General features: G+C 35.3%; 16 protein-coding genes and 1 tRNA gene. 8 read left to right on the top strand and 9 right to left on the bottom strand.

What is annotated here, in order from left to right:
* Positions 1-34: 34 nt before the first annotated feature.
* Both IRZ80_RS14330 and IRZ80_RS14335 read left to right on the top strand, forming a co-directional pair.
* Positions 35-1,231 carry an MFS transporter gene (locus tag IRZ80_RS14330; protein WP_194642261.1) on the top strand — a complete coding sequence of 399 codons (1,197 nt, stop codon included), beginning with the start codon at positions 35-37 and terminating at the stop codon, positions 1,229-1,231.
* Between the two features lie 62 nt (positions 1,232-1,293).
* Entirely contained in the window at positions 1,294-1,686 is a 393-nt protein-coding gene (locus tag IRZ80_RS14335; protein WP_194642262.1) for a VOC family protein, read from the top strand.
* Positions 1,687-1,793: 107 nt separating this feature from the next.
* Here IRZ80_RS14335 and IRZ80_RS14340 read toward each other — a convergent pair whose 3' ends face one another.
* Positions 1,794-2,543 (bottom strand): DeoR/GlpR family DNA-binding transcription regulator, encoded by a 750-nt coding sequence (locus IRZ80_RS14340; protein ID WP_194642263.1) that lies wholly within the window; start codon positions 2,541-2,543, stop codon positions 1,794-1,796.
* A gap of 402 nt (positions 2,544-2,945) precedes the next feature.
* A tRNA-Arg gene (locus IRZ80_RS14345) sits at positions 2,946-3,019 on the bottom strand.
* 94 nt (positions 3,020-3,113) lie between these two features.
* Here IRZ80_RS14345 and IRZ80_RS14350 point away from each other — a divergent pair.
* On the top strand, positions 3,114-3,626 hold the full coding sequence (locus IRZ80_RS14350; RefSeq protein ID WP_194642264.1) for an adenine phosphoribosyltransferase: 513 nt from the start codon (positions 3,114-3,116) through the stop codon (positions 3,624-3,626).
* A 101-nt stretch (positions 3,627-3,727) separates the two neighbouring features.
* Here the strand turns inward: IRZ80_RS14350 and IRZ80_RS21035 are convergent, their stop codons facing one another.
* The 4 genes from IRZ80_RS21035 to IRZ80_RS14365 all read right to left on the bottom strand — a co-directional run bounded on the left by IRZ80_RS21035 (position 3,728) and on the right by IRZ80_RS14365 (position 7,793).
* On the bottom strand, positions 3,728-3,868 hold the full coding sequence (locus IRZ80_RS21035) for an SsrA-binding protein (RefSeq protein ID WP_228520916.1): 141 nt from the start codon (positions 3,866-3,868) through the stop codon (positions 3,728-3,730).
* A gap of 81 nt (positions 3,869-3,949) precedes the next feature.
* A complete protein-coding gene (locus IRZ80_RS14355) occupies positions 3,950-5,833 on the bottom strand; it encodes a M56 family metallopeptidase (protein ID WP_194642265.1) in 1,884 nt (627 codons plus the stop codon).
* A gap of 4 nt (positions 5,834-5,837) precedes the next feature.
* Positions 5,838-6,197 (bottom strand): BlaI/MecI/CopY family transcriptional regulator, encoded by a 360-nt coding sequence (locus IRZ80_RS14360; protein ID WP_194642266.1) that lies wholly within the window; start codon positions 6,195-6,197, stop codon positions 5,838-5,840.
* 378 nt (positions 6,198-6,575) lie between these two features.
* A complete protein-coding gene (locus IRZ80_RS14365; RefSeq protein ID WP_194642267.1) occupies positions 6,576-7,793 on the bottom strand; it encodes an MDR family MFS transporter in 1,218 nt (405 codons plus the stop codon).
* Positions 7,794-8,120: 327 nt separating this feature from the next.
* On the opposite strand from IRZ80_RS14365, the gene IRZ80_RS14370 reads away from it, so the two are divergent.
* From IRZ80_RS14370 to IRZ80_RS14385, 4 genes are all read left to right on the top strand, one after another.
* Complete coding sequence (locus IRZ80_RS14370; RefSeq protein ID WP_194642268.1) at positions 8,121-8,723, top strand: DUF1684 domain-containing protein; 603 nt, start codon at positions 8,121-8,123, stop codon at positions 8,721-8,723.
* A complete protein-coding gene (locus IRZ80_RS14375) occupies positions 8,723-9,364 on the top strand; it encodes a TatD family hydrolase (RefSeq protein WP_194642269.1) in 642 nt (213 codons plus the stop codon). Before IRZ80_RS14370 ends, IRZ80_RS14375 begins: the two co-directional genes overlap by 1 nt.
* A 114-nt stretch (positions 9,365-9,478) precedes the next feature.
* Positions 9,479-10,198: a ThiF family adenylyltransferase gene (locus tag IRZ80_RS14380; protein ID WP_194642270.1), complete on the top strand. Its 720-nt coding sequence runs from the start codon at positions 9,479-9,481 to the stop codon at positions 10,196-10,198.
* A 10-nt stretch (positions 10,199-10,208) separates the two neighbouring features.
* A complete protein-coding gene (locus IRZ80_RS14385) occupies positions 10,209-10,862 on the top strand; it encodes an HAD family hydrolase (RefSeq protein WP_194642271.1) in 654 nt (217 codons plus the stop codon).
* On the opposite strand, the gene IRZ80_RS14390 is transcribed toward IRZ80_RS14385, so the two are convergent.
* The gene (locus IRZ80_RS14390) at positions 10,780-11,106 is read right to left on the bottom strand and encodes a low affinity iron permease family protein (protein WP_228520917.1); all 327 of its coding nucleotides are present in this window, start codon (positions 11,104-11,106) and stop codon (positions 10,780-10,782) included. The genes IRZ80_RS14385 and IRZ80_RS14390 overlap by 83 nt on opposite strands.
* 166 nt (positions 11,107-11,272) lie before the next feature.
* Here IRZ80_RS14390 and IRZ80_RS14395 point away from each other — a divergent pair, with 166 nt between their 5' ends.
* On the top strand, positions 11,273-12,118 hold the full coding sequence (locus IRZ80_RS14395) for a DUF2911 domain-containing protein (protein WP_194642272.1): 846 nt from the start codon (positions 11,273-11,275) through the stop codon (positions 12,116-12,118).
* A gap of 103 nt (positions 12,119-12,221) precedes the next feature.
* Here the strand turns inward: IRZ80_RS14395 and IRZ80_RS14400 are convergent, their stop codons facing one another.
* Together IRZ80_RS14400 and IRZ80_RS14405 are read right to left on the bottom strand one after the other, a co-directional pair.
* Positions 12,222-13,964 (bottom strand): sodium:solute symporter, encoded by a 1,743-nt coding sequence (locus IRZ80_RS14400; protein WP_194642273.1) that lies wholly within the window; start codon positions 13,962-13,964, stop codon positions 12,222-12,224.
* A 112-nt stretch (positions 13,965-14,076) separates the two neighbouring features.
* Entirely contained in the window at positions 14,077-16,608 is a 2,532-nt protein-coding gene (locus tag IRZ80_RS14405) for a PIG-L family deacetylase (RefSeq protein ID WP_194642274.1), read from the bottom strand.
* Positions 16,609-16,872: the final 264 nt, after the last annotated feature.

A 16,872-nucleotide genomic window follows, 5' to 3' on the forward strand; every position in this document is an offset into this window, starting at 1 on the left:
AAATTGCACATATTTGCAATTTAGATAGTTAAAAATGGATATTAAAGTATTAAAAGCAGTAACTGCTATAAGAAGCATTTTTTTTGTGTGCGGACTAGCTTTATCGGGGTGGGCTCCGATGGTTCCTTTTGCAAAAATCCGTCTGGGATTGGATGATGCAGGACTTGGACTGCTGCTATTATTGCTGGGAACGGGTGCAATTACAATGATGCCGATATGCGGAATGCTGAGCCATAAATATGGGAACCGTGTAATTATCGGTTTTTCAGCTGCGATAATCGCGATAACACTGACGCTGCTTGCAGTTTTGGATGGAGTTTTTTTTATGGGGGGTGTCTTGCTGCTCTTTGGTGCAGGAATCGGAACTATAGATGTGGCAATGAATGCCTGCGGTGTTCAGCTTCAAAACTTATCAGGCAGATCCATAATGTCATCGCTGCACGGTCTTTTCAGCGTGGGCGGACTTTTTGGGTCACTTGGTTTAGGTCTTCTTATTAAAGCAGGGCTGCAACCGCTTTATGCTGCAATATGCCTTTCGTCGCTTGTTGTATTGACAGTAGTTTTACAGTATAAAAACCTTTTCAGTGCAGAGATGGAAAAACAGGCAGAAGTCCCTGTGAAAATTTCAAATAGCGGGGCGTCAGTGAAATGGTCTTGGCTGCAGAGAGGGGTGCTTTTTTTAGGAATGCTTTGTTTTATTGTTTTTATGGTAGAAGGTGCCATGCTGGATTGGAGCGCTCTTTTCCTTTTTGAAAACAAGAGTATAGATGAAAGCTGGTCTGGACTGGGTTATGCCTTTTTTTCAACAGCAATGGCTGGTATGCGTTTATTTGGAGATCGCATAGTGGAGAAATATAATTCAGTTAAAGTAGTCACTATCGGTGCAGCCGTAGCCGGAGCAGGACTTATGCTGGGGCTTTTTTCACCAGTTCTTTCTTTGTCGCTTGCCGGTTTTTTTATGCTAGGCTGTGGTGCTGCCAATATTGTGCCTGTATTTTTTAATGAAGCAGGACGGCTAAAAAATATAAAAACAGCTACAGCGGTTGCTGCAATCACTACAATGGGATATTCTGGTCAGATGATGGGACCTGTTGCTGTGGGATTTATTGCCCACGCATCTTCTCTTGTGACAGCTCTTGGAATCTGTGCAGGACTTCTTTTTGTGGTCGCTGTTCTCTTTGCAGTAAAATATTTGACAGATATCAAACAGAATATACAAGGTACGGTTTAAAGTTAATCTGTACTTGTGAAAATTTAATTTTTAAATGTTGCTAATTATATAGATAAAAAGTTATGAGAATTGACCATTTGGCACTGTGGACATTGGATCTTGAGAAAACAAGAGAATTCTATGTCAGATATTTTGATGCTTCATCGAATGATAAATATATAAACCCAAAAACGGGGCTTGAAACCTACTTTCTAAGTTTTGAATCCGGCGCGAGGCTAGAAATTATGACAAGACCAGAAGTTTTATCCTTAAAGCAGGATTATACGAAACGATCAATCGGTTTTACACATTTTGCATTTGATCTGGAAAGTCGAGAAAATGTTGATAATCTTACAGATAAACTGTTCAAAGATGGATATGAAATAATAGGCGAACCCAGAGTAACAGGTGATGGATATTATGAAAGCGTAGTGCTTGATCCTGATGGGAATATTGTAGAACTCGTATGCAGATAAGCATACGTGTAAAGGTTTAATTTGCTGGAAGTTTGAGTTAATGCAGGTTAAGTTAGTAATCCTGATTACCGCAGCCACAAAAGGTTGCGGTAATTTTTTTATAGAGACTAAACTATTTTAGTTTCTTTATTTCTATAATTATTAAGTTTATGGTCACTACTTGCCAGTTCTGTAATTAAAACAGCAACTTCTTTCATAGGGCAGATACGATAGGTTTCAGCCATATTTAGTTTTCCTTCAATAGCCAGGGCAACAGTTTTTCGGGCATATTTATGCATTGCTGTCTTTACGTCAGCATCTCCTATAAAAGTTGCCGTTACTCCAATTTCGTTGTCAATAGCACATGTACCCAAAAAGTATGTGTCTGCTGCATAGCGTGATATTTCCTCACATGCTTTTGCTCCTTCGGTTGCCTGCGTTTGCGGATTATAATAACCTCCAAGCACTACCAGTTTTACATTTTTATGGTTATGGAGAACCGGTGCAAGGGCAATATTGTTTGTAATGATGGTAAGATTTATATCAACAGGGAGTTTGGAAGCTATACTGCAGTTAGTAGTTCCTGCGTCCATAAAGATAGAATCTCCGTCAGAAATGAATTGTTGGGCTTTGAGTGCAATAAGCTCCTTTTTATCAGTCTTAAAGGCTGCACGGTCTGTAAATGTGAGCGGATTCTTAGTGATAGGGATTGCACCTCCACGTACTTTAGAAAGTAGTCCGTTGTTATGAAGAGCCTCGATATCTCTTCGGATGGTATCTTCGGATACTTTCAATGCAGACGCCGCACTATCGTACTGTATTCTTCCGTTTTTCTGCAGAATGTCTAGAATTTTGCCGAAACGTTCTTCTTTGAGCATAAGTCTTATATATTAGACAAAGATACATTTTTTAAATAAATCGGTAATTTTTAAGAAGATTTGTACAGGATAGAAATCAATTTTTGCTACACGTAAAGATAGTAGAGCTGTTAATAAGATTATAAGCCAGTTTGTAATTTATATTTTATAATTAGCCATTGAAAATTAGTTTAGTAGAATTTAGGAAAATATTAATCTCAATTTTAGCTCGTTCGAGGTGCTGGAATCCTTTTAAGTTATCAACTTAAAAAATATCTTATAATCCCTATTGATTTTAACCTATCTAGATTTTTGAGTTTGATAAAAAAAGAAAAAAATCCAAAATGAACCGAAGTTACTTTATTTACTAGCATAAATAAAAAAAATGGCGCCAATTGTCTTCAATTAGCGCCATTTGGCTTGTGACCTCGACTGGATTCAAACCAGTAACCTTCTGAGCCGTAATCAGATGCGCTATTCAGTTGCGCCACGAGGCCATTTGCTTACTTGTTTATTCAACTTGTTTGCGGGTGCAAATATAGGAATAAATATGTATCTTGCAAGTATGAATCTGCATAAAAAATAAAAAAAATGAGCTTGAAAAAATATATACGTGATATTCAGGACTTTCCAAAAGAAGGAATTGTGTTTAAAGATATAACTCCGCTGTTAATTGATCCAAAAGCGCGGAAAGAATGCCTAGAATTACTGGTTTCATCAGTAAAAGATAAAAAAATTGATAAGGTAATTGGTGTTGAAAGCCGTGGTTTTTTCTTCGGGATGCTTTTAGCAGAGGAACTGAATGCTGGTTTTGTTCCGGTAAGGAAGCCTAATAAATTGCCTTTTGATACTATTTCTGCTTCTTATGATTTAGAGTATGGCACCGACACACTTGAAATTCATACTGATGCTATTCAAAAAGGAGATAGAGTGCTTATTCATGATGATGTTTTGGCAACAGGCGGAACAGCAAAAGCAGTTTGTGAACTGGTAGAACAGCTTGGAGGCATTATTGTGCAGTGTAATTTCCTGATGGAACTCACTTTCTTGAACGGAAGGGAAAAGATAGCCGGAAACGAGATTTTTGCTGCTATGAAGTATTGATTGTTTAAAGTTGTTCAATTTGTGTTTAAGGTTATTTTAGCAGTATTTTTTAATAACTCTAAGCCTTAAACTTTTAAACCATTTTAAACTAACCAAAATCTTCAGTGAAGAGCTCTCGTGGTTACATAATAGCGATACCCAATAATCGCCAACTGCCATTTTTTGGCTTTGGATATATCGAGTCTCTGCTTGGTGAAGCTTGGTAAAATGAGTTTATTGATTTGGGCTAGAATTTTAAACATGATTTATTTTTTTCAAAGATATAAAAAAAGACGGTCTTGATGAGTGACCGTCTTTTTGCTGTTTTCTATTTTAGAAAACCATTATTTTTTCTCTTTCTCTATTTTTGATGTGTATTCTTCCATTTGTTTGTCAAAAACTTTCATTTTCTCATTGAAAACTTCCATTTCTTTATTGAAAGGTTCCATTTGTTTGTCAAATTCTGCCATTTGTTTATCGAAGGCTTCCATTTGCGGTTCGATTTTTTTCATTTTGGCGTCAAATTCATCCATTTGTTTTTCAAATTCTTTCCATGCTTTTTTGTCACCATGAATAGGATCACCTTTTGGAGCTCTTGGTGCTTTTGGCATTACCGGAGGAACAGGATGTTTAAATTTCATGACTGGGGGAGTAGGAGGGGCAGGGGGAACTGGCATATTTTTTTCTTGATAATACGTTCCGTTTTTTGTGGTAATCCTCATTCCTTTTTTTCCAAAATTATTAGTGACATCTATTCTGTCAATAGAACCTTGATCTAATTGATCTAATTCATTTTGAGAGACTTTTTTTCCATTGATGTAAATCTCATCCATGTCACCAATTTTGTGATAGTCTTTTGTAATTATTCGGATCTCTTTTTTTTCATCGTTTTTGATGACATTTACGGTAGCTATTTCATTTGGATCTAACTCATCCATTGCAGTTTTTTCTGATTTTTTCTCATTAATATAAATTTGAGTGTCGGCTGGAATTGGTGCATTAGGAGCCACAATTTTACTTGTTGAAACTACTTTGTCTATTGATTTATCGTCTTCTTCAATAAAATTGATATTTAATTTTCCGTTTGAATCTTTGGTTATAACTATTCCAAATGGTTTGATAGCTTCGGAACTGTTTACATTTCTGTTATTTGAAATTTCATTACCTTTTTTTAATTCAACAGTTATTGCTGTCAGTTCATTGTCAGCATTTCTTTTTGTGTTCGAAAAAAGAACGCTTACACCGTAATTTTTGGAGATTGTTGCGGCTTTTTCTTTTAATTCGGCTTCAGTTGTGTTTTTGGTGATTTTATAAACATCAACATCCTCGGAGGCTGCTTGCGCTGCTTTTGGGTTCACATTTTTCTCCTTTGCAATAACTTCCATTTGGAATAAAAACACAAAGGCAATTAAAGCCGGAAGTATAAGTACGTACTTCCAGGAATTCGATTTTTTTGATTGATTTTTGTTTAACATAACGATTCGTTTTTTGATTAATGATTGATAAAAATGATTGGTAAGCACAACACCATTTTCATGGGCTGTTATTTTTAAAAGCGTCAATTGATACGCTTTTTTGTCGGAAATATTTTTAGAAGCTTCGCAGTCAGCGATGAATTCCAAGTTTTGCAGAATGGCTTTTTTGTACAGCCACATAAAAGGATTGAACCAAAACAGAATGCAGAAGAAACGCGTGATTAAAACGTCTATCGTGTGGTACTGCTCACTATGTACTTTTTCGTGTTCCAGAATACTTTCCATTTCGGCTTTGCTGTACAGTGATGAGTTGTAAACAATGGTATTGAAGTAGGAAAATGGAGCAATATTTTCTTTTAGGTCAATGAATTTATGGTCTGCCTGCTTATGGGGAGTTTTACCTTTTAAAACACGATTTAGGTTATAAAAGTCCAATGCAAACTGAACTAGAAACAATGCTATTCCAATTATATAAGCAATTGCGAGAACGAGATACCAGTTGATTTCAAAACTTTCTTTCTGAGCCGGTCTTATTGGAAGTCTGGTCCAATCAAAATTGGCAGGCGTTGGCTCAACCCAGACAATAGTGGTGAAAACTATCCACGGCAAAATTAACGACGTGAACAATCCTGCCAAAAGATACCAGCGGTTTGCTGTAAAAAAAGTCTCTTTTCGCAGCAACAGATAATAAGCGATATAAAATAATGCTATCAGCCCGCTTGATTTTACAATATATAGGAATAGTGTTTCCATAGGGTTATTGTTTTTGCTCGATCATAGATAGGATTTCTCGTAATTCGGCTGCCGAGATTTTCTCTTCTTTAGCAAAAAAGGAGACCATGTTTTTGTAAGAGCTGTTAAAATAATTATCGATTGCCGTACTCATAAAGCCTTTGCGGTAATCCTCAAGGCTTACAATTGGGAAATATTGATGGGTATTTCCAAAGGCATTGTGATTGACATATCCTTTTTCTTCCAGATTACGGATTATCGTAGACAGCGTATTGTAATGAGGCTGATCTTCGGTGATTTCGGCCATTACTTCTTTTACAAAAGCTTTTTTGAGCTTCCATAAAATATGCATGATTTCTTCTTCTTTGTTCGTTAATTTTTGCATGATGATTTAATTTGAAGCAAACATACAACTATATTTGTAGTTAACAAACTATAAATATAGTTATTTAACTAAAATTTTAGTTTTTTGTTGTTTTTACAGGAATCACGTTGATTATCGACAGAAAATTAGAATAATTTAAATTACCGAACTGTGTTTCAAAAAATATCTTTAGAAGTAGAACTGCTGTTTTTTTGCGTGAGGGGATAGAAGTCAATGCCAGTATATTAAAAGGTTTTTGATTTCAGATTTTTATGCTGATGAAATAGAAAGGCTGCTATTTTTCAAGAACTCATACATCTAAAATCAAAAATCGTTAATCAGAAATCTTCAATCAAATCATCGTTTAATCCTTAACTTAATGAGTTCATGCTCTGATAATTATTTTTTTTCGCTGCGTATCATTTTATTGAGCCAAAAACAGCAAAGTAACGATAGCGCTCCCAAGGTTCCCATTACAAACCAATTGACTTGGTAGTCGTAATGCGCAATGATTTCCAGACCCGTTTTGGAACTGACAATATGTGCCAGACTGAAACTCATGGTATAATAACCCATATATTTTCCTTCCTGGCCTTTTGGCGCGCGGTTGAGGGCAACTGCATTGACAAATGGAAACGAAAATATTTCTCCAAACGTGAGCAGGATGATGCTGATTATCAAAATGCTAACCCAAGAATCGAGCAGCAAAATGTAATAGCCAAGAGTAATGAATAAAGAACCTATTGCAATGCTTTTGATTTTATTAGTTTTTCTTCTTTCCAGGGTACTTACGATGGGCATTTCTAATAGAAAAACTAATAATCCGTTGATGGAAAGCAGTATTCCGGTCTGAAATTCGGTCAGTCCGAATTTTTCATTGTGATACAATGGCAAAGTCGAGAATATTTGAAGGAAAACCATAAAGGTTACAAAGCTGATAAAGAGCAGTAACCAAAAAGGCTTGTCTTTAAAAATTGATTTTGGTGTGCTTGTTACTACATTATCTTCAGCAATTGCTGGGATTTTCTTTTTCTCTTTGATACAGAAAGCAAATATCAATATAGCAATTATACACGTACTTCCGTCAACCCAAAACAGCCCTTGATAACCCATTCCGATGATAATCAATCCTCCTAAAGCAGGACCGGCCGTAAATCCGAGATTCACCGCCAAACGTACTAAAGAAAGTGCACGAACCCGGTTTTCGGGTTTTGCATATACGCTTAGTGATACAAACATTGCAGGGCGAAACATATCAGAAATTGCCATAATAATAAACATCCCAAAGCATAATCCCCAGAACGTTGTGATGTATTGCAGCAGAATAAATAAAATTCCACTAGTAAAAAGGCTGAAAATCATTATTTTATAAAAACCAATTTTATCACTCAATTTACCCCCGATCCAAGAACCCAGCATAGAACCCAAACCAAATGCGACCATTATCCAGCCCACTTCACCATAAGTGAAATTCAAATCTTCTTTCAAATATTTGGATAAAAAAGGCAGCACCATAGTACCGGCTCTATTGATAAAAGTGATTAACGTCAGTATCCAGACTTCGCGCGAGAAGCCTTTGAAATTATTGACATATCGGCCTAAAGCAGTTTTTAGCATCTTAAAATTTGAGTTTTTTCAAAGATAAACCTTATATAATTAACCGCAAAGAGCACAATGTAGATCATCTGACTTTGTATTTATTCCGGTTCATTCGCACGGCATTCGCTTTTAAAAGTTTCTGACATGAATTACACTAATTTGCACGAATTAAGATTACTATTTAAATACACAAAATATTCGAAACTGTATAAATTTGTAAAATTTGGTTTCAATTTTGAGAAGAATTAGTGTTTATCTTTTTTTAAGTGCAACTGTCGTGGTTCGTTTGTGCTTAATTTTTTTAGGTATATTATTTTAAACTATTTTTGTCTAAAATTTTAAATTATGAGAGCAGTATTGACTTTGGTGTTATTGGCAATGTGTACTTTTGGTTTTGGCCAAGAAAAATTTGACATGATGGCTGTCCAGAAATTTCAGAAAGAACTAAATACCGAATATGCTGATGCAAAGACAAGTCCATTGAATACTGAGGATTTGGCAAAATTCAAGTCCTTGGATTTTTATCCAATAAATGAAAAAGCTTTTGTAGTCGCTAAATTTATCCGTACCAAAGACGAAAAACCTTTTAAAATGCCTGCTTCCGGTTCAATAAAACAGATTTATGTGAAATACGGCGAAGCTCATTTTGTAATGGACGGAAAAGAACTGAAACTGAATATTTACCGCAATATTGAACTTTCTAAAAGAGAAGAATACAAAGACCACCTGTTTTTACCTTTTTCCGATTTGACTTCAGGTAAAGAGAGTTACATAGGCGGGAAATACATTGATTTGAAAATTCCGGCAGGAAATACAATAGTGATCGATTTTAATCTTTCGTACAACCCGTATTGTGCTTACAGTCACAATTATTCCTGTCCAAAAGTCCCGCTTGAAAACGATTTGGCTATCGAAATAAAAGCTGGTGTAAAAAAGTTTCACAATTAATGGAGTTTTTTAATCTCCATACACACAAATTCACAAACCAAAATTCGGTTCTGGAACTCGTGAACCAATATCCGCAGGAATTTGATGCTTCGATTCCATGTTATTCCATTGGAATTCATCCTTGGTATATCAGTCAGGAAAGATTAAAGACTGATTTGGAGCTGGTTGAAAGTAAATTGGGAGATTTAAATTGTCTCGCAGTTGGCGAATGCGGATTAGACAAACGAATCGATAAACCTTTGGATTTACAGCAAATGGTTTTTGAAAAGCAGCTGCTCTTGGCACAAAAAATTAATAAGCCGGTTGTGATTCATTGTGTGGCCGCTTTTCAGGAAATAATTGCCATAAAGAAAAAAATGAGAATTACCGTTCCAATGATAATTCACGGTTTCTCAAAAAATGAACAAGTTGCCAAGGAACTTATCGATAACGGATTTTATCTTTCGTTTGGAAAGTTTTTATTGCAAAATCCAAAACTCGAAACTGTTTTTCAAAGTATTCCCAATGACCGTTTTTTTCTGGAAACTGATACAGTGGAGCAAGGAATCGAAGAAGTATATTCTTTGGCCTCCCGATATAAAAATTGGACTTTGGATGAGCTTAAACAACAAATAAACAGTACTTTTGCAGCGGTTTTTTAGATATTATAGTTTTTGGTTTATAGTTGTTGAATATTATTTTAAACAATTAAATAAACAAAGTGCAGAAATCAATAAACCACAAAGAATAAACTAAGAATAATTAAACAAAAAAATATGGCAGAGTGGACAGAAAGAGCCGAACTATTATTTAAAAAAGAAGGATTACACAATTTAAAAAATGCACACGTTTTAGTCGTAGGACTTGGCGGAGTGGGATCTTTTGCTGCTGAATTTTTGGCAAGGGCAGGAGTAGGGACGATGACTATTGTAGACGGAGATGTGGTGGATATTACCAATATAAACAGACAATTACCAGCTTTGCATTCTACTGTGGGACAGCCAAAAGTAGATGTTGTAGGCGACCGATTAATGGATATAAATCCAGAGTTGAATTTAATTCGAGTGAAAGAATTTCTTTCTCCTGAGCGTGCTTACGAGATTGTGACCAAAGAGTATGATTATGCTTTGGACTGTATTGATAGTATCACTCCAAAACTCAATCTGATTGTGGGGGCAAAGAAAAAAGGCGTGAAAATTGTTTCAAACATGGGTGCCGGAGGGAAAATGATCGCAAATAAAGTAGTTGTGAAAGACATTGGCAAAACGGATGTATGTCCGCTGGCAAAAGTGGTTCGTAAGCGTCTCAAAAAAATGGGTGTGAGCAAAGGAGTAAAAGCCGTTTTTTCTCTTGAAAAGCCAGATGAAAGCAGTGTAAAAAGAACAGATGGAACCAATTTTAAAAAATCTTTTTACGGAACCAACAGCTATATGCCGGGATTATTTGGCCTGCACGCAGCCGAAACTGTGATCAGACATTTGCTTAAAAAAGAATAAACAGTTTTTTATGATACAAACAGTAATTTTTGATATGGATGGCGTAATTGTAGATACCGAACTGGTGCACCGTTATGCTTATTACAAACAATTTGGAGAACTTGGGATTGAAGTTCCAGAGGAGATGTACACTTCATTTACAGGGCTGTCAACCCGCAATACTTTTCAGAAATTAAAAGATCATTATCAGTTAGAACAGGAAGTTGAAGATTTGATTTTGAGAAAGAGATCTATTTTTAATGATGCTTTCGACAGTAAAGAAGATTTAGCTTTGCTGGATGGTGTAGAAGATTTAATTAAAGATTTTTATCAAAACGGAATGCAGCTTATTGTGGCTTCATCGGCATCAAAGGTAACTATAGACAGGGTTTTTAAACGTTTTAATCTGCACCAGTATTTTACGCATATTGTAAGCGGAGAAGATTTTCCAAATTCCAAACCGCATCCTGCAATTTTCCTGCACGCAGCTTCTTTGTCAACTGCTCCAAAAGAAAACTGCATAGTTATTGAAGACAGTACTAATGGAGTAAAAGCGGCAAAAGCTGCCGATATTTTTTGCGTTGGTTACAATAGCTTTCATTCTAAAGACCAGGATTTAACTTTGGCAGACGTAGTAGTAAACCATTTTGATGAGCTGAATTTTGAGATAGTTTCAAACTATTGATTCCATTTCGTTTAATCTGAAGAGCAAGCGAGTTTTTATTCTGTGCTTTTTGAATTAAAAAAGTAACAATAGTTGTTCCTGTATTGATGATGAGCTGCCAAGTTTCACTATAATCAAAAACAGGACCGGTAAGCCCCAAATCAATACAGTCAAAAAATACTGCTGTGCTTCCCATTGCTTTTGATGCTTCAGTGGCAAATGAATCAAATTTACTGATAACCGGATTTGTTTTATGTTTTTTCAAAAGCTTATAAAATTCTTATATTTTGAAATTTTACCTGCATTATTTTTGGCTTGGATTAAGTTTAATTTTTGATAAAACTGCAATGAAATGGTTTTTGAATTAAGGAAATATTAACATCATTGATTTCTCGAATTTGTAAATTTGAAAAAAAACAAAAAAAACACATATGAAAAAGATTCTTATTGCTTTCGCTTTTATAGCAGCGCCATTAATAGCTGGGGCTCAGTTAAAAACGCCTCAAGCCAGTCCAAAAGCTACGGTTTTTCAAACTGTTGGGCTGACAGATGTAGAAATTGTGTATTGCAGACCTGCAGCCAGAGGCAGAGCTGTTTTTGGTAATCTGGTTCCTTTTGGAAAAGTCTGGAGAACTGGAGCTAATGAAAATACTACAATCTCTTTTAGTGAAGATGTTGTAATTGATGGTAAAACATTACCAAAAGGGAAATATGCTTTGTATACTATTCCAAAAATTGAAAGCTGGGAAGTGATTTTCTATTCAACCACAAACAATTGGGGAAATCCTGAAGTATGGAATGAAGCGAATGTTGTATTGAGAACAACTGTAAAGGAAGAAGCATTATCAAAACCAGTTGAATCTTTCACAATAGGCATTGGAAATATAACTGCTGATGCAGCTGATTTAGACATGGCTTGGGAAAATTCGTCAGTTTCAATGAAATTTATTGTTCCTACGCAAAAGGAAGTGTTGGCAAATATCGAAAAAGTATTAGCAGGCCCAACATCTGCTGATTATTTTTCGGCGGCTCAGTATCTTTATCAATCTAATGGTGATAATGCAAAAGCATCAGCTTACATGGACAAGGCGATGGAAATGAGTACGGAGAAACCTTATTGGTACACTCGTCTAAAATCATTAATTCAAGCTAGAGCTGGTGATAAAAAGGGAGCAATTGAAACTGCAAATCTTTCACTTACAGCTGCAGAAACGGCCAAGAATCAGGATTATGTAAAAATGAACAGAGAAAGTATTGCTGAGTGGAGTAAAAAGTAAATGCGGATTAGTAAAACCGGATTGTCTTTTTAAACAAAAAAATCCTGATTCATAAATAAATGTGAATCAGGATTTTTTTTAATCATTACAGTATATATGATTTTTATGAATCTATATTTTGTGTTAATTCATTTTGCTCTTCATCTTTAAATATCGTCACTTGGAATAAATAAGACAATATGATAGTGAGTAAAGCTCCAATAAAATTCAGCCACAGATAGCCTAGTTTTTCGGCTCCGCTAGGGTAAATAAAGTTGGTAAAATAGTATATGATAAAAATAGCTGCCTGACTGATTACTGCACTATAAAAGATAGATTTTCCGCGTATTTTTTGAAGGTAAAAACCAACAAGGAAAATCCCCAGAACAGTTCCGTAAAAAATTGAACCAATAATATTTACCAGCTGAATTAAGTTTTCAAAAAGCGTAGCAATACAGGCAAATCCTATTGCGATAATTCCCCACATAAGAGTGAAGAGTTTTGAGACATTCAGATAATGCTTTTCACTTTTTTCTGTTTTAACATTGCGTTTGTAAATATCTATGGCCGTAGTAGAAGCTAATGCATTAAGTCCAGAAGCTGTAGAAGACATAGCTGCCGAAATAATCACAGCCAGCAGTAAGCCAATAAGTCCTTTTGGTAAATAGTGAAGGATAAAATAGAAAAAAACATAATCCTTATCGTTGGTTTCGGCTTTGTCATCAGCTTTGGAAATAATTTCCCGGGCTTGTGTTCTTAATTCCTTTTCTTTGAGTGCCAGATCGACTAATTCTTTTCGAAGAGCAGGATTGTCATAATCCTGATTAAGCTGGTCAATGTACAGCAGATTGACTACTTTTTCATCTTCGCACAGCTTATCCAAATCTTTTTGGAGGTTTTGATATTCTTCTTTGTATTTTGAATTTTCAACGGTAATTTTATTGTTTGGATTAAAGTTTAAAGGAGTTCCGTTAAACTGGAAAAAGATAAAAACCATAACGCCGGTAAGCAGAATCAAAAACTGCATTGGTACTTTTAAAAGCCCGTTCATTATTAATCCCATTTGGCTTTCACGTACTGACTTCCCTGATAAGTAGCGTCCTACCTGTGACTGATCTGTCCCAAAATAGGCTAATGCCAAAAAGAATCCGCCAGTGATTCCGCTCCAAAATGTATACTTTTCATCCAAGTCAAAGGAGAAGTTTACAATATTCATTTTTTGATTGGCACCGGCAATATGCAGGGCATTGTCAAAAGTCATATCATTAGGCAAATAATCCAGAATTAGAAAAAATGTAATCACCATCCCAGCCAAAATAACAAACATTTGCTGCTTTTGAGTAACATTTACCGCTTTTGTTCCTCCTGAAAAAGTATAAATAATAACCAGAATACCAATAACGATATTCATATACGTAAGATCCCATCCTAATAAAGCTGATAAAATGATAGAAGGGGCATAAATAGTAATACCGGTTCCTAAACCTCTCTGCACCAAAAACAAAATAGCTGCCAATGAACGAGTTTTCAGGTCAAACCTTTTCTCTAAATATTCATAAGCAGTATAGACTTTATATTTGTGATAAATAGGTATAAAAGTAACGCAGATTACAATCATTGCGATTGGTAATCCGAAGTAGAACTGCACAAATCCCATACCGTCATGATACGCTTGTCCGGGAGTTGAAAGAAATGTAATGGCACTCGCTTGGGTTGCCATCACAGAAAGACCAACGGTAAACCAAGGCGTTTCGTTGTTGCCAAGAATATATTCCTCTACATTTTTGCTTCCTCGGGTTTTCCAGGCACCATAAATTACTATAAATAAAAGTGTTACTATCAGTACAATCCAGTCAAATAATTGCATAGGTTAAGAGTATAATTTCATAATTAGATAGAAAATAATAATAAACAAAGCGTTGGCAATCAGAACCAATGTGTAGCTTTTTGACCAGATTTTGGGATCTTTTGAGTCCATGTTATTGTTTTATTTTTTGGTTTGGAATATTTACTGAAGGTTTTGTCGAAATTAAATTAGACAGTAATTTATAAGCTCCGGGAACACCTTCGGGTAATTCTCTAAAAAAGCTTAGGCCTGTGTAAATATAATTTCCTTTTCCGTAAGGCGCAATTAACAATGCCCCATTCAATGCACTTTCTCCCTTATCATTTGACGAAAGTATCGGTGTGAAATTTTTATCAAATTCTTTCGGATAATACAAACCTTGTTCCTGCGTCCAGCCTTTGAAGTCATTTTGAGTAATCGTATTCGGATAATTCAAAGCAGGATGATTCGGTTTCAAAAATCGAACTTCAGCATTCTCTTCAGTAACTCTGTCATTTGAAACTTTTAATGGATAAGGCGCAATGTTTGGAGTAACCAAAGCTCCAGTGGTATTATATTGAACGACCATTGTCTTACCGCTTTTTACAAAATCGAACAAAATATCTTGTTTATTTGCTAATGCTTTAACGGTATTGTATGCGCGTACCCCAGTCATGACAACATCAAATGATTCCAGTTTTTCGGGAGTTATTTCTTCGGGTTTTACTATTGTTACTTTGTATCCCATTTGTGACAAACTCTGAGGAACTTCATCTCCAGCCCCCATGATGTAGGCAATTCTCTCCTGATTGGTTTTCAAATCCATTCGGATGCATTTTACCTCAGATGTTTTTAAAACCTGCTGCTTGGTAATATGGTCATAATTAATTATAATCTGCTCTTTGTCGTAAGGTTTTCCGTCAATAACTGCAATACTTTTGGCTGTAACTTCGCCCACTTGTGCAGGAGGAGTGACTTCAAAATATACCGTTTGTTCTGTTCCTTTTTTGTCTAATTGAAACGGAATAGACTCAGGAGAAATTATCCATTCTTTTGGTAAATCCAATTTTAAAGTTCCCTTTACTGCATCTTTACCTGATTTTAAAGTTATGCCTATATACTTTGGTTTTGTGTTAGGAAAAAGCAGCACTTTATCCTGAATAGTAGTTGTTATTTCTGGAACAATATCTAAGAAGTTATAGATTTCACCCTTAACATTATCATTGTATTTATAAACAGCTGTTCTCTCAAAAGGGATTTCTACACCATTAATTTTTACATTAAAAACAACTTTGACTTCTCTGATGATATCCGGAATTCCAATGTTCTTTTGATCTTCTACAGTGTAAAGACCAACTGTTCCTTTTTCTTTCAGCCAATAAGGCTGTGTGTAATTTATTGATTGAGGTAATTGTAAATCCACCGAGGTGTTTTGAAGTATATTGTTTTTCAATGGAGTATTCAAAATAGTGGTTTTTTGTTCAGGCAGCGTGGTAACACTTATCAGCTGTATGTCGGAAGGGCTTCGGTTAATGGCTTCAAGCTTAAGTGTTACGATACTTCCGGGTGTTGCTTCCTGAGTGTTTGAAACAGCTTCCAGAAACAAGCCGGAGCAGTCTGCAATTATTTTTTTTATTTCTTCAGATTTAACTGTTTTCCAGTGGTTTTCATCTAATGCCTGAATCATGGCATAGGCTTTTAATAAATTCGGAATACTGGCAGACGGGTTTTTAAAATCATACTGATTGGCAATAATGTTAATTAGTTCGCCAATAGGTTTACCGTCTTTTACACGATTCCAGCTTGTATCTATGCCTTCGAAAATGGAGGTTTTGTTTTGTAAAGGTTCTCCTTTTAGGTATTCCAGATATTCGGTGCTTTCACCTCGAGATCCAGTAGATCCAAATCCTTGGGATTTATGACTGCTGCGGCTCAAAGCGGCTATTTCCTGGTTCGATTTCCCTAAGGTTGGATAATACGAACCTGTTTGTATCGCCATCAAATTGGTTTTATCAGCCGAATCAAATTTTTCTTTACTGCCATAAAACCACCAGTTAGTGTTAAAAAAAACTCTTTTAGGCCGCCAAGGTTTTTCGAGCTGCAGCTGTTCTGGAAAAGCGGCAGGATTATTGGCAAGATCAAATCCTTCAACGCTCAGCATCGCTGATGAAGTGTGATGCCCGTGTGTAGTACCTGGCGATCTGTGATCAAATCGATTGATGATTACATCGGGCTGAAATTTTCTGATAACCCAGACCAAATCGGCTAATACTTTTTCTTTATCCCAAATCTGAAGTGTTTCATCTGGATTTTTAGAATAGCCAAAATCATTGGCTCTTGAAAAAAACTGTTCTCCGTTATCAATTTTTCTGGCCTCAAGAAGTTCCTGTGTTCTAATAACTCCTAATAATTCACGCAGTTGAGGACCAATTAAATTTTGTCCTCCATCTCCTCTGGTCAAGGATAAGTAACCAGTTCTGGCATGAATATTATTTGCCATATAAGATATTAAATGTGTGTTTTCATCATCGGGATGAGCTGCAATATAAAGTACAGTTCCCAGAAAATTAAGTTTCTGAATTTCATTGTATATCTCTGCAGAACTTGGTTTTTGAGGTTTTTGTGCGTTTGTTAATTGTATTGAAAGGAAAAAAAGCAAAAATGATTTAAAAAAAAGCTTTCGCATATAACAGGTTTATTGTTTTTAAATAAAATGGATTAGTTCAACTTCAAAAATACTAATTTAAAAATGGGAATATTTGGATATTACTCCAAAAGTTATGTTAATGTTTAATATTTTGTGAATTGTTTTTCAGGAATAATTACTAAATTTTTCATTAAATACTTAAAAAATAATATTGATTTATGTTAATTAATTAAAATTAGAATGCTAAATTTGAGAATATTGTGAAATGATTTTTTAGATTTTATTCCAGACAGTTTCTTTATT

This window comes from Flavobacterium sp. HJJ (assembly GCF_015351475.1).
GTDB lineage: Bacteria > Bacteroidota > Bacteroidia > Flavobacteriales > Flavobacteriaceae > Flavobacterium > Flavobacterium marginilacus.

Bases quoted from the DNA above. Each gene is read 5' to 3' on its own strand.
- IRZ80_RS14355 (WP_194642265.1), bottom strand. From the start codon at position 5,833: ATGGAAACACTATTCCTATATATTGTAAAATCAAGCGGGCTGATAGCA.
- IRZ80_RS14375 (WP_194642269.1), top strand. From the start codon at position 8,723: ATGGAGTTTTTTAATCTCCATACACACAAATTCACAAACCAAAATTCG.
- IRZ80_RS14365 (WP_194642267.1), bottom strand. From the start codon at position 7,793: ATGCTAAAAACTGCTTTAGGCCGATATGTCAATAATTTCAAAGGCTTC.
- IRZ80_RS14370 (WP_194642268.1), top strand. From the start codon at position 8,121: ATGAGAGCAGTATTGACTTTGGTGTTATTGGCAATGTGTACTTTTGGT.
- IRZ80_RS21035 (WP_228520916.1), bottom strand. From the start codon at position 3,868: ATGTTTAAAATTCTAGCCCAAATCAATAAACTCATTTTACCAAGCTTC.
- IRZ80_RS14350 (WP_194642264.1), top strand. From the start codon at position 3,114: ATGAGCTTGAAAAAATATATACGTGATATTCAGGACTTTCCAAAAGAA.
- IRZ80_RS14340 (WP_194642263.1), bottom strand. From the start codon at position 2,543: ATGCTCAAAGAAGAACGTTTCGGCAAAATTCTAGACATTCTGCAGAAA.
- IRZ80_RS14385 (WP_194642271.1), top strand. From the start codon at position 10,209: ATGATACAAACAGTAATTTTTGATATGGATGGCGTAATTGTAGATACC.
- IRZ80_RS14405 (WP_194642274.1), bottom strand. From the start codon at position 16,608: ATGCGAAAGCTTTTTTTTAAATCATTTTTGCTTTTTTTCCTTTCAATA.
- IRZ80_RS14395 (WP_194642272.1), top strand. From the start codon at position 11,273: ATGAAAAAGATTCTTATTGCTTTCGCTTTTATAGCAGCGCCATTAATA.
- IRZ80_RS14380 (WP_194642270.1), top strand. From the start codon at position 9,479: ATGGCAGAGTGGACAGAAAGAGCCGAACTATTATTTAAAAAAGAAGGA.
- IRZ80_RS14330 (WP_194642261.1), top strand. From the start codon at position 35: ATGGATATTAAAGTATTAAAAGCAGTAACTGCTATAAGAAGCATTTTT.
- IRZ80_RS14360 (WP_194642266.1), bottom strand. From the start codon at position 6,197: ATGCAAAAATTAACGAACAAAGAAGAAGAAATCATGCATATTTTATGG.
- IRZ80_RS14335 (WP_194642262.1), top strand. From the start codon at position 1,294: ATGAGAATTGACCATTTGGCACTGTGGACATTGGATCTTGAGAAAACA.
- IRZ80_RS14400 (WP_194642273.1), bottom strand. From the start codon at position 13,964: ATGCAATTATTTGACTGGATTGTACTGATAGTAACACTTTTATTTATA.